At 47.2% G+C, this 15,383-nt stretch carries 11 protein-coding genes, 1 tRNA gene and 1 pseudogene; 3 read left to right on the forward strand and 10 right to left on the reverse strand.

Going from position 1 to position 15,383, the window contains the following annotated elements:
* Window positions 1-90: 90 nt before the first annotated feature.
* From CI960_RS22175 to dusB, 7 genes and pseudogenes are all read right to left on the reverse strand, one after another.
* Window positions 91-1,722 (reverse strand): RagB/SusD family nutrient uptake outer membrane protein, encoded by a 1,632-nt coding sequence (locus tag CI960_RS22175; RefSeq protein WP_005860022.1) that lies wholly within the window; start codon window positions 1,720-1,722, stop codon window positions 91-93.
* Between the two features lie 41 nt (window positions 1,723-1,763).
* A complete protein-coding gene (locus CI960_RS22180; RefSeq protein ID WP_094582594.1) occupies window positions 1,764-5,012 on the reverse strand; it encodes a TonB-dependent receptor in 3,249 nt (1,082 codons plus the stop codon).
* Window positions 5,013-5,197: 185 nt separating this feature from the next.
* Window positions 5,198-6,601, reverse strand: a complete 1,404-nt coding sequence (gene uxaC / locus CI960_RS22185; RefSeq protein WP_005860018.1) for a glucuronate isomerase — start codon at window positions 6,599-6,601, stop codon at window positions 5,198-5,200.
* Window positions 6,598-7,272: a bifunctional 4-hydroxy-2-oxoglutarate aldolase/2-dehydro-3-deoxy-phosphogluconate aldolase gene (locus CI960_RS22190; protein WP_005860016.1), complete on the reverse strand. Its 675-nt coding sequence runs from the start codon at window positions 7,270-7,272 to the stop codon at window positions 6,598-6,600. The genes uxaC and CI960_RS22190 overlap by 4 nt, the downstream gene beginning before the upstream one ends.
* 36 nt (window positions 7,273-7,308) lie before the next feature.
* Window positions 7,309-8,352: a sugar kinase gene (locus CI960_RS22195; RefSeq protein WP_005860014.1), complete on the reverse strand. Its 1,044-nt coding sequence runs from the start codon at window positions 8,350-8,352 to the stop codon at window positions 7,309-7,311.
* Window positions 8,353-8,440: 88 nt separating this feature from the next.
* Window positions 8,441-8,596 (reverse strand): annotated as a pseudogene (locus CI960_RS23990) (AAA family ATPase); the annotation flags it as partial.
* Between the two features lie 346 nt (window positions 8,597-8,942).
* A complete protein-coding gene (gene dusB / locus CI960_RS22200) occupies window positions 8,943-9,932 on the reverse strand; it encodes a tRNA dihydrouridine synthase DusB (protein ID WP_005860012.1) in 990 nt (329 codons plus the stop codon).
* A gap of 279 nt (window positions 9,933-10,211) precedes the next feature.
* On the opposite strand from dusB, the gene CI960_RS22205 reads away from it, so the two are divergent.
* The 3 genes from CI960_RS22205 to dprA are packed head-to-tail and all read left to right on the forward strand — an operon-like array spanning window position 10,212 to window position 13,003.
* Window positions 10,212-11,471, forward strand: coding sequence for a peptidase U32 family protein (locus CI960_RS22205; protein WP_008779052.1), 1,260 nt, complete (start codon window positions 10,212-10,214; stop codon window positions 11,469-11,471).
* Window positions 11,471-11,884 (forward strand): thioesterase family protein, encoded by a 414-nt coding sequence (locus CI960_RS22210; protein WP_005860009.1) that lies wholly within the window; start codon window positions 11,471-11,473, stop codon window positions 11,882-11,884. Before CI960_RS22205 ends, CI960_RS22210 begins: the two co-directional genes overlap by 1 nt.
* Window positions 11,885-13,003, forward strand: a complete 1,119-nt coding sequence (dprA, locus tag CI960_RS22215) for a DNA-processing protein DprA (RefSeq protein ID WP_005860007.1) — start codon at window positions 11,885-11,887, stop codon at window positions 13,001-13,003.
* 328 nt (window positions 13,004-13,331) lie between these two features.
* On the opposite strand, the gene CI960_RS22220 is transcribed toward dprA, so the two are convergent.
* From CI960_RS22220 to CI960_RS22230, 3 genes are all read right to left on the reverse strand, one after another.
* Window positions 13,332-13,413, reverse strand: a tRNA-Leu gene (locus CI960_RS22220).
* A gap of 72 nt (window positions 13,414-13,485) precedes the next feature.
* Entirely contained in the window at window positions 13,486-14,502 is a 1,017-nt protein-coding gene (locus CI960_RS22225) for a S41 family peptidase (protein ID WP_005860005.1), read from the reverse strand.
* Window positions 14,503-14,513: 11 nt separating this feature from the next.
* Window positions 14,514-15,383 carry a DUF3316 domain-containing protein gene (locus CI960_RS22230; RefSeq protein WP_005860003.1) on the reverse strand — a complete coding sequence of 290 codons (870 nt, stop codon included), beginning with the start codon at window positions 15,381-15,383 and terminating at the stop codon, window positions 14,514-14,516.

The following is a 15,383-nucleotide window of genomic DNA, read 5'->3' on the forward strand; positions in this document are numbered from 1 at the left end:
ACCCGGTAGAAAATAACACGGGCTGTTTCATTTTCTGAGACAGCCCGTAATTGAATCTTATTCGTTCCTTGATCGGTTTAAAGGAGCCGGTTAATATCCCTCGTTCTGCTTCAGTTGACCATTCGATTTAGTAATCTCTTCACTTGGATACGGGAATACCATCATATGTGCTTGATAGGCGTTTTTGTTGGTGTAATCTTCGTAACCAATAATCGTGAACGCGGATTCCGGATTCGCCCGGTCTTCATATCTGCGGATACGTGGATGTGCGTTCAACTCTTTATCGGCCAATGTCTTTATGTCGGCATTGGAAGAACGGTTCCAACGCTTTAAGTCGAATAGATGGTCTGTAAACTCAAAAGCCAATTCACAACGGCGTTCGTGATATAGATCCTTCATCGTGGCGGTGCCGGCAAGCGGTACCAAGTTGGAGCGTAGGCGGATACGGTTGATATCTGCGGTTGCTTTATCGGCTTGGCCTGTCATTAAATATGCCTCGGCACGGAACAATAACATTTCTGCGAAACGGATGATCGGGAAATTGACACGGACCGTAGGCCAGTCTCCGTTAGCACTCACGGCTCCTTCACCTACAGGGTCTGAGTATTTGAACGCGTCCATGTATTTATTGATCATGAAACCAGCTTCAAGATCGGAGGTAGACCAGAACTTGCGTGTCTCGCCGAAGAACGGGAACTCTTGGTTGTATTCCAAGATTGAGCGTACTAAACGGTCATTACCTTTACCATCTTTCGCCATTTCTTCGTAGATGTCGTAAGAGGGCTTCATCTGCCCCCAACCATTATATTTGCCCCAGCCTTTGTTCTCAAGGATAATACCCGGGAATTCGGTACCGCCCGGTAGTGCGCCACCGATACTCGGAATAGTCCAGAGATATTCGGCGTTCCAATAATCTTTCAAGTCAGACGAGAATAGTTCCGCAAATGTGGGAGCTAGATCTCGATTGTAGTTGTTCTCTAATTGATTGACCATCTCGATGACGTTGTTCCATTGGGTAGCATCCCAAGTAGCCCAGTAAGCATAAGTTTTCGCTTTGAACGCCACGGCAGCAGCCTGATGTGCCCGGCCCCGGTTGTCAGCGTCATAGGATTCGAAGTTTGGAAGGTAGGCGATTGCTTTGTCCATATCTTCGATGATCAGTTTATAATTGTCCATAACGGTAGCTTGCTGAGGCGGTATGGAGTTGTCGTAATCGTCGGGGAAGTCCTCGTAACGTACGAAAGGCACTCCTTGTTTATCCGTACCGTACCGATAAGCGATCAGATAATGTGCCCAACCGCGACTGAAGTAAGCTTCGCCCAAGCTGCGTTTCTCGACGGCGGTCAGCGTCGTTCCCTTTTCTTTCTTCACTAATTCTTGGATGATCCAATTCGCACGGGACATAGTAGAATACATACGGCTGAATACATCTCTTAGAGGAGATTCATCACCGGTATAGGCTAAGGTCGCCAAAGAGTTATAACCGCGCGTACGTCCCCAAACAATGTCGCATGCGGCTCCCTGTTCCCAGAATAACTCACGGCCGTAACAACCCTCTTGATGGAATCTTTCATATAATCCGTCAATGGCATCAATGGCCTGTTGATCATTCAAGAAATAGGAGGTTGTAGTTGCGTTTCCTTCCGGCTGAACGTCGAGGAAGTCGCTACAAGAACTACAAACCAATGCGGATAATGCTAATACTGTAATATATCTTTTCATTTTGATCCTTTGTTAATATGAATATCTTTTAAAACACCCGATTAGTATGTCAATTTGACTCCGACAGAGAATACGCGTGAAACCGGATACTTCAAGGCATCCCAACCGCCGGTTTCCGGGTCCATTCCTGAGTAGTTCGTGATCGTGAAGAGGTTCTCACCGCTAAGGTAAACCGACATCATGCTGTTGCGTTCTTGCAGGTGAGCGCATTTCCTGATAACATCACTCAAGTCATAGGATACGGTGAAGTTCTTCAAACGCAAGTAAGAAGCATTCTCCAGATACCAATCAGACGGTGTGCTAAAGTTGCTATTCGGGTCGTTTTTCGATAAGCGTGGAATATTCGACCCTGTATTCGACGGACTCCAAGCGTTCATGATCTCTTTTGAGCGGTTGAAGTTTCCTTCTACATCACTTAAGGCCATATATTTACCTACATATAAAGCTTGTGCTCCACCTACGCCTTGGAACATAGCGCTTACGGAAAGCTTCTTCCAAGTGAATCCTCCGGAGAATGAGAATGTAGTTTTAGGTGTAGCGCTACCGCAGTATTGACGGTCTTCATCATTGATGACTCCATCACCATTGGCATCGACGAATTTCAAATCGCCGGCTACAGCGTCCGGTTGGATTCGTTTTCCGTCTTTGTTTACATAAGCGGCTGCCTCTGCGTCGCTTTGAAAAATGCCGTCAGTCTTGATCAGATAGAAAGAGGCCAGCGGTTCTCCTTCGGCTGTTTGATACATATATGGAAGGTTACGATAACTTCCATCGAAATAGGCATTGTCCTTGGTGATACCTGTCCAGACACCCGGGGTTCCGTCTGCGTTCTTTACCCCAATATCAGAAACCCAGTTCTTTAGATAAGAGAAGTTTCCGGAAACGAAGTACGACCAATCTTTATTTACCTGTTGGTTCCAATTGATTTGCGCCTCAAAACCTCGGTTGCGGACTTCACCTTGATTGACTAACATGGCATCGATACCGATCGTTCCCGGCCAGTTCATCGTTTGCGACTGGATCAAGTTGAACGTGCGTTTGTCGAAATAGTCGAATGCCATGCTCAAGCGATTGTCGAACATGTTCACATCTAGACCTAAGTCCCATTGCTCGGAAGTTTCCCATGTTAAGTTGGGATTTAATGCGGTAGAGTTATAGACGAAGTTTCCCCAAATCTTGTTCGATTCTACGCCGTACTGTGCCTGCTCCGACCAATAATTCTTACCTAATAAAGCTGATTTGTAATTATAACCGATAGATCCTAGATTACCGACACGTCCCCAAGAAGCACGGATCTTCAATAAATTCAGTGTCTCGCTCTTCGGGAAGAAAGATTCATTAGAGATTTTCCATCCGGCTGTTACGGCAGGAAAGTCGCCATAGTTATTATCTTTAGGTAGACGGCCTGCGTAATCACGACGCCAAGAGGCTGTAACGAAGTAACGATCGTTGAAGGAATAAGCCAGACGGGCGATCAAGGATACGTTTGCGTCAGGACCGGTCAAATAATCGGTTGCGGAAACGGAATTCGCATAGGATAGATATTGTAAATAAGCGGATTCGTCAGATAAATCTTTTCCATTAACCTCTAATCCTCGCTTGCTGTAATGATCGGCCGTAGTGGATAGTAAGACACCCACGGTGTGCATGTCATTAAACGTATTGTCGTAGGTCAATGTGTTTTCCGTTTTCCATGCGTCTGCACGGTAAGTCGTTTCATCCAGATTATTTGTCAAGGAGGGTTTTCCCACCTCGTCACGGATCGGGCTGAAGTTCTTATATAGATTATTCTTCAGGTTGTAAGTGAAACGGCTCGTGAACTTCAAGCCGGTAACGATATTAGCTAGTTCCAGACTGGTCGTACTCCAGATGTCGCTGGTTCGGTCATAGCGGTTTTCCGCTTCCAGCAAGCGAACCGGATTGACAGCGTCTCCGTGGATATCCGCGAAGTTGGAGCCATATTTGGCGATGTAATCCGGGTCTTCGGTCGTTGTTCCACCGTAAGTACCATCCAGCGGATTGTAAACCGTAGCGCTGGCAGGCATATACATAGCCGCCGCGACAACTCCCGTATAACCACTGTCGGTATCTTTTGAACGGCTTTCGTTGTTTTTCCAAACCACGTCTTCGGTGATAGTCACCCATTTGTTCAGTTTGAATTTACCGTTGTAACGAAGTGAAAGGTTCTTGTTGAAAGTATTGATCAATACACCTTCATCGTTATCGTAAGCAAATGAAACACGGTTGGAGGCATTCTCGGAACCAACATTCAAGGCTACGTTATGGCGTTGGTAGAAAGCGGTGCGGAAGATCTCGTCCATCCAGTTGGTACGTGTGGTACCTACCCATGGGTTCTTGGTCAAATCCCAACCGGTCGGCAATGTAAGCCCCGCGTTTGCGTAAGACAGTTTTCGCATCTCGAGTTGCTCTTCCGCATTTAACGGCTCGATTACGTTGCTAGCTTTACGAACACCGAAAGTCGCGTCATAGCTCAACGAGGTCTTGCCCTCTTTCGCCTTCTTGGTGGTTACCAAGATAACACCGCCGGCTCCGGATTGCGCTCCATAGATAGCGGCAGAGGCAGCATCTTTTAAGACGACAATCGTCTCGATATCATTCATAGAGGCGATGGGTGCGCCGGGAACACCGTCAACAACCCATAATACGTTATCGCCATTCTGTGAGCCCTGTCCACGAATCACGATCGAGGGTGTAGCCGTCGGGTCTCCACCGTTCGCTTGTACGGTAACACCCGCTAACTGCCCTTGCAACATACTTTCGGTAGAGGTAACCGGACGGGCCACCAAGTCTTCCGTGTTGTTCAGCACGCCCACGGAAGCGGAGAGATCTTGTTTGCGTTGCCCCGCTCCATAACCGAGTACGACTACCTCATCCAATTTCTGCGTATCTTCTTCTAGGATGATGTTGAAGGTCGTTTTCCCGTTTATCGGGATACTTTGCGTCATATAACCGATATAACTGATCTCTAAGGTAGCGTTTTCCGGAACTTCCAGTAGGAAATCTCCATCGAGCCCGGTGATTACTCCGTTTGTCGTCCCTTTTACGATCACGTTCGCGCCAATTACGGGAATCCCCGCCTGGTCTTTGACGATACCGGAAATCTGTTTCGTACTTTGTTGGTAGATGCTGGGACTCAGATGTTCTAAGCCCGATGATTGCCCGAAGACGGGAGAAGCTTGAGCGGTTTGGGTACCTGCCACTATGCCACATAAAGACATCCCTACGCATAGATGCTTGACAGGGATGAAATCATAAAGCCGTTGTTTCATGTTTGCGTATTTTAGTGTTTATCTAAATCTGCCGCAAAAGTAGGCGTAATATGTGCGAGTATAGTGGAAGGTCTTATGAAGCGTTTGTGAATAAAATGTTGCAAAGCTGTTGCAGCCTTACTGCAACGCACGTGCAGTGTTACTGCGACAGGCGTGCAGTAACACTGCAATGCGGGTTGCAGTAATCAGAAATCAAAGTATCGTTTAGCGTTGTTGTAACTGATGTCCTCCACCATCTGTCCAATGAAGGAAAGCTCGGAGGCAGGCAATAAGCCTTTCTCTATCTCATTGCCTAGCATATTACAAAGGATCCGGCGGAAATACTCATGACGGGGATATGACAGGAAGCTACGGGAATCTGTCAGCATACCGACGAAACGGCTTAAAAGACCGAGGCTGGAAAGCGCATTTAATTGATCTTCCATACCTTTGATCTGATCGAGGAACCACCAAGCCGCTCCATATTGCATCTTCCCGGGTACACTGCCGTCGTTGAAATTGTAGGCATTGGCTACCATCAACTCGGTGTCGCGGGGGTTCAGGTTGTAAACGATCGTTTTCGCTAACAGCCCTTCTTGATCTAAACGACTGAAAAAGCGGTTCATGGATACGGAGATCGGCTGATCGTCGATAGCGTCGAAACCCGTGTCCGGTCCTAATAACTTGAACATCCGTTTGTTATTATTTCGGTTAGCGCCGATATGGAATTGTTGTACCCATCCACTCCGGGCATCCATCGCCGCCAATTCGTATAGCAATGCCGAACGGTATTTGCGAACTTCCTGCTCCGTGAGCGATTTACCCATACGAGCCTTGAGGAAAATCACCTCAATCTCCTGCTCGGTATAAGGTTCGGCATAGAAAGTATCCAACCCGTGGTCCGATAACCGGCACCCTTGGGCGGCGAAGAAATCATGCCGCTTTTGTAATGCCTCCAATAAATGCTTGTAGGTGAGGATGGTCTTATCGGCGGCGGCCTCCAGCTTGGACAAATAGTCATTTAGCGCCTTGAAATTATCGATAGCGAGTACCTTGTCCGGTCGCCATGCCGGATATACACGGGTGTGGCATCCGCTTGAACGTATTTTTTGATGGAATTCCAATGAGTCTATAGGATCGTCGGTCGTACAAACAACCTCTACGTTCATCCGTTTCATGATGGCTTGCGCACGATATTCGGGAGTACGCAGTTTATCCGTACAAGTTGCGTAGATTTCCTCGGCGGAAGCCGGATTCAAGACTTTATGGATTCCGAATATACGGCTAAGTTCCAGATGTGTCCAATGATAAAGCGGGTTTCGCATCGTGTAAGGCATCGTCTCTGCCCATTTAAGGAATTTCTCGTAAGGGGGCTTATCTCCGGTGATATATTCTTCGGGAATACCGTTCGCTCTCATCGCCCGCCATTTGTAATGGTCTCCGCCCAGCCATATCTCCGTAAGATCCTCGAATTGATGATTCTCCGCTATTTGCCGGGGATCCAGATGGCAATGGTAATCAATGATGGGCATCTTCGCCGCATGCTCGTGATATAACTCACGGGCCGTGTCGGTTTGGAGCAAGAAATCTTGATCTAAAAAGTTTTTCATACTTGGCGATACTTTTGAATGATAGATAAGGCGTCGCGGCATAAATCTGTAATGGATTGCCAATCGTTTCCCGCTATCGCTTCTTTGGGGAAGAGTTTGGATCCCATTCCTACGCAGGTCACGCCGGCCTTGAACCAAGCGGATAGATTCTCCTCTGTCGGCTCCACGGCACCGGTAGCCATGATTAGGGTCCATGGCATGGGGGCCTTTATGTTCTTGACAAATGAGGGACCTCCTACATTTCCGGCGGGGAATATCTTGCAAAGGTCGCAACCTGTTTCTTGGGCAAAGCCGATCTCGGATACGGAACCGCAGCCGGGCGTATAAGGGATGAGGCGACGGTTACATATCTTCGCTATCTCCGGGTTAAACAGCGGGCCGACTACGAAGTTTGCCCCTAGCTGTATGAATAAGGCGGCTGTGGCCGGGTCTACGATAGAACCTACGCCCAATACTAATTCCGGACATTCCTTGGCGGCGTATTTTACCAGCTCGCCAAATACCTCGTGGGCGAAATCTCCCCGGTTAGTAAACTCGAAGGCTCTGACGCCTCCCTCGTAACAGGCTTTTACAACTTGTTTTGCGATCTCTACCTCTTTATTATAATAGACGGGCACCATTCCGGTTTGGATGATAGCCTGTAATGTTTGTATTTTATTGAATCGAGCCATATTGGGAATTAAAAATTGAAAATTGAGAATTGAAAATTAGCGGGAGACACGGCCGGAGGTGTCGCCGGACATGAGTTTTTCTACTTCCTCTACGGTTACTTGGTTGAAGTCTCCGTAGATCGTGTGTTTCAGGCAGGAAGCCGCTACCGCGAAGTCCAAGGCTTTCTGGTCGTCACCGGGGTAGGAGAGCAAACCGTAAATAAGACCTCCCATAAAAGAATCGCCTCCACCTACACGATCTACGATATGGGTGATGTCATACCGGCGGGATTCGTACAACCGGTTGTCGGCGTATAGCACTCCGCCCCATGTGTTATGATTGGCATTGATGGAGCCTCTTAGCGTGATGATAACTTTCCGGGCACGTGGGAAGTGAGCCATTAATTGGGTACATACCGACTGGAAAGAAGCGGCGTGTACCTCGCCTTCCGTGGCGGCGGCGTCGAAACCTTCGGGCTTGATACCGAAGACTTTCTCGGCATCTTCCTCGTTTCCTAGGATGATATCGCATCCGGCTACTAGTTCCGGCATGACCTCATGGGCTGTCTTACCGTATTTCCAGAGATTTTTCCGGTAGTTGAGGTCGCAGGATACCGTGATGCCCAATCGGTTTGCCGCCTGTATCGCTTCCAAGCATACGTTGGCGGCACCTTCGGATATGGCTGGCGTGATACCTGTCCAGTGAAACCAAGAGGCATCCTTGAATACCTCGTCCCAATCGATCATCCCCGGTCGGATCTCGGCGATGGAAGAATGAGCCCGGTCATATACCACCTTGCTGGCACGAGCGACCGCTCCGGTCTCCAGAAAATAAATGCCTAACCGTTCCCCTCCGTAAATGATCTTGGAAGTTCCGATACCCTGTTTGCGTAATTCCATAACGCAGGCACGGGCGATGTCATTTTGGGGTAAACGGGTTACAAACTCAGTCTCTATGCCATAGTTGGCGAGTGAGGCGGCGACATTCGCTTCCCCTCCGCCGAAAGTAGCGTTGAACTGATTGGCTTGGCAAAAGCGTAAATAGTCCGGAGTAGCCAGCCTAAGCATGATCTCTCCGAAAGTTATGACTTTCTTACTCATGGTGGTATAGTATTATGTTTTTCGCAAATGTAAGGGTTTATTTCGAATAATGTATAGCGTGTGTGCGAAAACATAGGCTTTTTTATTCCACCTCCCGGACAAAACGCCTGATTTCGAAAGGAGTCTTTGGGGCGCTAACACTGGTGTAGAAAAGAAGCAGGTATTTGACAAAGCCTTCTTCTACCTCTAAATTGGGAAATCCTACTTTATAGATACCAAAGCGAGAATCATAATCCTTGATCGAATCTTCTCGAAGTTCTGTATACCGATGGGATAAATAGTCTGGTTCATAGTGCCAAGTATTTAATGTGACCTATTGACAAAGATACGATAAGTTTCTTGATTTAGGATATAGAGTCCGGAAAAACAAAAAAGCCGCTAGTCCCAATATGGATGCGGCTTTTTTTGCTCCTCAATGAAACAATCTCACGATTCCCCCCTTGCAAAGACTTGTTAACCTTAGATCTAAAATACTATGAAAAAAACTCGATGCAAATATAAGGGGTTTTATAATATGCGTCAATAGTATTTGTAACATTTTATTGTAAAAATATCGCAAATAGGTTTCAATTTGATATATATCAAGCTTGTTATTCTAGAATTCCGTACTTTTTAGGAATATTATTCATAATTTCGAATAATTCGTTAACAGTCTCCGCACGTAGCATGGCGATCCGTGTTTGCTTGAAATCGGTAATACCTTTGAAGAGCGGAGTAGCTGCCAGATGACGGCGAATATGTAAGATTCCCCTACGCTCGTCCAATCGTTCCACGCTTTGCTCCACTTGTTTTTTTAGGATATCCAGATACCAAGAGAAAGGCTCTTGTGGCAATAATTTCCCGGTCGTAAGATAGTGTTTTATCTCCCGGAAGATCCAAGGGCGGCCTATGCTAGCCCTACCGATCATTACGGCGTCTACGCCATAGTCCTCGAAACGCTGCTTGCATATCTCGGCGGAAGTCACGTCGCCATTCCCGATGATAGGGATTTGCATGCGAGGGTTATTTTTTACGGCACCGATCAAGGTCCAATCCGCCTCGCCCGTGTACATTTGCGCCCGTGTACGTCCGTGGATGGAGAGGGCGGCGATACCGCAGTCCTGTAGTTGCTCGGCCAGATCCACGATAACGCGGTTGTCGGCATCCCATCCCAAACGGGTTTTCACGGTGACGGGGATGTTCACGGCTTTCACCACCTCTCTCGTGATCTCCAGCATCAACGGGATATTGCGTAGCATGCCGGCCCCGGCTCCCTTGCCTGCTACTTTCTTTACGGGGCAACCAAAGTTTATATCTAAAATATCCGGATGAGCTTCCTCGCAAATACGTGCGGCCTCTACCATCGAGGCTACGTCCTTACCGTAAATCTGGATAGCGACCGGACGCTCATCATCGGAGACATTTAGTTTTTGCTGTGTTTTGTTCACACTGCGGATCAACGCGTCGCTCGATACGAACTCCGTATATACCATGTCCGCCCCGAAGCGTTTGCACATCAAACGAAACGAGATATCCGTCACGTCCTCCATAGGCGCCAAGAATACCGGACGCTCCCCTAAATCTATTGAACCAATCTTCATACCTTCTGTTTGCTAACTAAATAGAGATTACAAAAGTACTTCTTTTTGGGGAATAATTTTTACATCTCGTAAGATGATCGGTGGATGGAACAGGTGTTTTTAATAATCCGGATCATTTATGATATATTGATAGAGTTCGGATTGCCCCGCTTTATTTAGGATCTTGTGCTTCTCCAACTGGAACTATTCTTTCATGATGGGATGGAGAGTTTGTGCTTATAAGAAATCTTCTCAAATATTATTCGTACCTTTGCTACCGTAATATTAAAATATATAACCTTGAAAGAGAAGGATTTTGAAATAATGGCGCCTGTCGGTTCCTATGAATCGTTGATGGCTGCTATACAAGGAGGGGCCGACTCCATTTATTTCGGTATCGAAGGATTGAATATGCGTTCTCGCTCGTCGAATAATTTCACGACGGAGGATTTGCGCAAGATCGTCGCTATTTGCGGGGAACATGGTATCAAGAGTTATCTCACGGTTAATACGGTTATTTATGGTGAGGATCTTCCGTTGATGAGGGAGATCATAGACGCCGCTAAGGATGCGGGTGTCTCCGCCATTATCGCCGCCGATGTAGCCGCTATGAGTTACGCGAATAGCATCGGGCAAGAGGTGCACTTATCCACGCAATTGAATATCTCGAACGTGGAGGCGTTGAAGTTTTACGCCCGCTTCGCCGATGTGGTCGTATTGGCTCGCGAATTGAACTTAAAGCAGGTGCATGAGATTTATCAGGAGATCGTGAAGCAGCAGATCAAGGGCCCGAAAGGGGAATTGATCCGCATAGAGATGTTCGCTCACGGGGCTTTGTGCATGGCCGTGTCCGGTAAATGCTATTTGAGTTTGCATGAGATGAACGCTTCCGCCAACCGGGGGGCTTGCATGCAAATTTGTCGTCGTGCCTATACGGTGCATGATAAGGATAGCCAGATCGAGCTGGATGTGGAGAATCAGTATATCATGTCGCCAAAGGACTTGAAGACGATTCATTTCATGAATAAGATGATGGATGCCGGCGTACGTGTGTTCAAGCTGGAGGGGCGTGCCCGCGGGCCGGAGTATGTGCGTCTCGTGACCGAATGTTATAAAGAGGCGGTCAAGGCTTATTGCGAAGGTACCTTCGATGAGGAAAAGATAGCGGTTTGGGACGAGCGTCTGCGCAGGGTCTTTAATCGCGGTTTCTGGGATGGCTACTATCTGGGACAACGGTTGGGTGAATGGAGCAGTAAATATGGCTCCGGTGCTACCCGTAAGAAAGTGTACGTGGCACGGGGTATCAAATACTTCAGCGGAATCGGTGTCGCCGAGTTTGAGATGGAGTCCGGTTCCTTGAGAGTAGGCGATGAGATCTTGGTAACGGGTCCCACGACCGGAGCCGTTATGCAGACCGTCGATGAGATCCGGGTAGACCTGAAACCGGTGGAGGAGACCGTGAAAGGGGAACGCTTCTCGATAAAGATGTCCGAGAAGATCCGCCCGTCCGATCGTCTTTATAAAATGGAGAAAGTACAAATCGAAAAAGAACTACGATAATGAAGGAATATATTTTTAAACTGACAGACAAGGTTCGCGATTACGAGTGCGATTTGCAAGGCGTGGTGAATAACTCCAATTACCAGCATTATATGGAGCATACCCGGCATGAGTTTCTAGAGTCGTTGGGTGAGAACTTCGGCGCCATGCATGAGAAGGGCATCGATGCTTTTGTGGCCCGTGTGGATATCCAGTTCAAGAACTCCTTGCGGAGCGGCGATCGGTATACTTCTTGCCTGAATGTATATAAGAAAGGGGTGAAACTGGTGTTCGAGCAAGATATTTACCGGGAATCCGATGGGGCGCTGGCTACTAAAGGAGTCGTGGAATCCGTTGTCGTAGAGAATGGCAAATTAACCAGAGGAGAATATTTCGATGAGATGCTAAAGCGAATAGAATCAAAACAAGCATAAATGACAGACAAACAGATTTACCAAATTGGCCTTACTATGATTAATGGGGTGGGAGATATCCTAGCCCGCCATCTTCTGGAAGCGTTGGGAGATGCGGAGGCCGTGTTTACGGAAAAGCGCCAGTCGCTAGAGAAGATATCGGGTATCGGCGATTCGATTATCGCCGAGATTAAGCGGGCGGATGTGCTTTTACGGGCAGAGAAAGAATTGGCTTTTGCCCAAAAGAACGGTATCTCTATCTATTTCTTGAAAGATATGAATTATCCGGAACGTCTGCGGGAATGCCCGGACGCTCCGGTTTTATTTTATTTCAAGGGGAACGCGGATTTAAACGCCGCCCATATCATCAGCGTTGTGGGTACTCGTAGGGCCTCCGCTTATGGGCAGGAAGTGACCGAGCGTTTATTGCGGGATTTGTCCGTGATTTTCCCGGATCTATTGGTCGTTAGCGGACTCGCATATGGCATCGATATTTGCGCTCATCGGAATGCGTTGAAGAACCAATTGCCCACGGTGGGCGTATTGGCGCATGGTTTGGATCGTATCTATCCTCCCGTGCATCGCTCTACGGCGGTCGAGATGTTGGAGCGGGGAGGTTTATTGACCGACTTTCCTAGCGGGACGAATCCGGATCGGCAGAACTTTATCCGGCGAAACCGGATCGTAGCCGGTCTGGCGGATGCCACGATCGTTATTGAATCGGCGGAGAAAGGAGGCTCTTTGATCACGGCGGATATCGCTTTCTCGTATGGCCGGGATGTCTATGCCTTTCCGGGCCGGGTAACGGATATCAACTCTAAAGGATGTAATGGCTTAATCCGGCAGAATAAAGGAGGCTTGATCACTTGCGCTGACGATTTAATCATGGCGATGCGTTGGGATGTCGCTCAAAAGACAGATGCGTTACCGGTCCAAACCCAATTATTATTTCCTGAGAACGAGGAGAGTGAACGGATCTTGTCGTTCTTGGAAATGCGAAAGGAATCTCATATCAATGAATTGTCCGTAGCCTTGAATCTTCCGGTACATCAATTATCTTCTCTGCTCTTTGAGTTGGAATTGGATGGAAAGATAAAATCGATGCCGGGAAGCATCTATAAACGAATGAAACCCCTATAAATAATTAAAGCCTGTCTCACGACAAGCCCTAACCAAACTTTGTTAACCTTAAATCTAATACTATTATGAAAAAACCACAATGCAAAGATAAGCTTGTAAAGCCCCTTTGTCAAGGGTTTTGAGTATAACTTGTGTTAAACAACATGTCTGCCCGGTATAAAAAATGTTTTTGAATTTGAAACTATACAGAATAGGCATAAAATCTTCTAAAATTAACAGTTTGGATGTTGTTTGTAATCCTTGATCTTCACAGTGCTTGTATATATGGAGGAGGTTTATCCATACTAAAAAATCCTTGTAAGCGAACTTACAAGGATTTCTGGATTTGTGCGGCTGAAGGGACTCGAACCCCCACGCCGTGAAGCATCAGATCCTAAGTCTGACGTGGCTACCAATTACACCACAGCCGCATTGGAATCGTGTGCAAAGGTAATGCTTTTTTATAAACTTGCAAATATTTGCGTTGTTTTTTTAGCGAAACCTTATTTCTTCTCGGTCTCGGACAAGAGGTGGGTGATCGCCGCCTCGATAATCGTATCTTTACCTTTCTCGATATCTTCTTGGGTCATAGAAACCTTATATGTAGGATCGATACCGAATTCCGTATGCTGTTTGTTTACATCTAGCATGGGAGACGCGGAGAAACGGACACCCCAGCCGTTGGGCAACTCGGAGTTAAAGGGGAAGCCACTACCGCCTCCGGTGCGATCTCCCATCGTCGTTACATAAGGCATCATGCGTACTTTCTGCACGAAATCGTTGGCGGCGCTGTAGCAATGACGATTCGTTAAGACCACGACAGGGCGTAACCAGCGGATACGCTCGGAAGGTGAGAGATAAAGGGGATAAGGTTCGGAAAAGTCATCGTGCCCTTTACCCGTCTTATGTTGGATATAGCCGGTCAGTATCTTTTCCTCCAAGAAACGGGAAGCGATGCGATCGGCGTTTGATAACATGCCACCGCCATTATCCCGGATATCGAAGATCAAACCTTTGCAATCCTTGAATTGATAGAATATGTGATCCAAACCGCTTTCGCCGGCCGAACTGGAAAAGCTACCGTAGTAAATATACCCGATCTGCCCGTCACTCAATGTCGTGTATTTAAGTCCTCCGGCGATCGAGTAGTTCCTTCCGAGATAATTCTCTTGTATGTCCGAGTCGAAATTATCCGGATAATCGAGATACCAATCCCAATAGCGGGACATATTGAAGGTGGATATCAAATTGGTATGCCCGTCTTTCAGCTCGTTTAGCATATCGCCTAATACGTCAAATAGGACGTATTGGTTCATCGTATCGCTTATCTGCGTCTTATAACGGTCGTGAACCTCGTTCCAATCAATGTCCTTGTATTCGAAGAAGCAGTAATTCTCATCCAATATTTTCCAAAGCGCCTCAAAGTTCTCCTGTGGGGAGGCCACGTATTCGTCCGATTTCTCACATCCGGTAAACAGGAATCCGAGAGATATACATATATATATAAGGTATCGTTTCATTTGATTTCCTTTTAATAATAAGCGCTTCTGAACCGCTGGGTATTCTTTAGGCGTTTTCCTCCGAAAGAGATAAATTCTTTCACGAGGCCGATCATAAAAGAGTGAGAGATTATATGAGACTGTATCCCATTGACATCTGTACGGTAAGAGCTGTTTAGGTAACCTGCCCGTATCGTAAAATTACAAACCGGGAAATCTACCGTGAAAAAGTTCTTCATGGCGAATTTATTATGGAAGGAATTGAATTGCACCACTCCCGAAGCATTCCCTAGGTTGAAGATCTCGTAATACGATTGCCCGTAATGGGGGGAGAATAAAACACCGGCAAAGGGGATCGTGAACTGGTAGCGCAGCGTCATAGGATATTCCTTGACGCGTAACTTATAGATCGCCATGGCGGAGATGTTCAAATCGATATCCGCTTTCGCCGAGGCCGGGTTATTTCCGTTGCGGGTATTGTATATAAAACCACCCATGCCATGCACGGCACCACCCGCCAGAAGCTTTAAATCCGGCAATACCGTGGGCAAATGATAATAGTAACCCAACGTATAATCGATAAAGCCCGCGAAATCCGTAGCGGTAGAGGCAGCATTATCCGTGCTAGCCAGATCGACGCTTATGATTTGCTGTCTGGATACCCGATAGTTTGCCAGTCGGACCCTCTTCATCCGTTCATTCATTACCCGTAATCCGGGGCCTGTATATTTCTTATCTTCCATGCTGGGAGATAAATAGGTGTCCATTAGGTTGTAGCTTCCTATACCGACCATGGTCCCGCTGTTGATAGACCAAGGGATCTCGTCTCCATCGGACTGGGCCTTGGCCGGTGACGCGAGAAACAGCAGGAACAAACCAATCAAACAGGTGATAGCTTTCAT

The organism is Parabacteroides sp. CT06 (genome assembly GCF_002257605.1).
In the GTDB taxonomy this organism is placed as follows: Bacteria; Bacteroidota; Bacteroidia; order Bacteroidales; family Tannerellaceae; genus Parabacteroides; species Parabacteroides distasonis.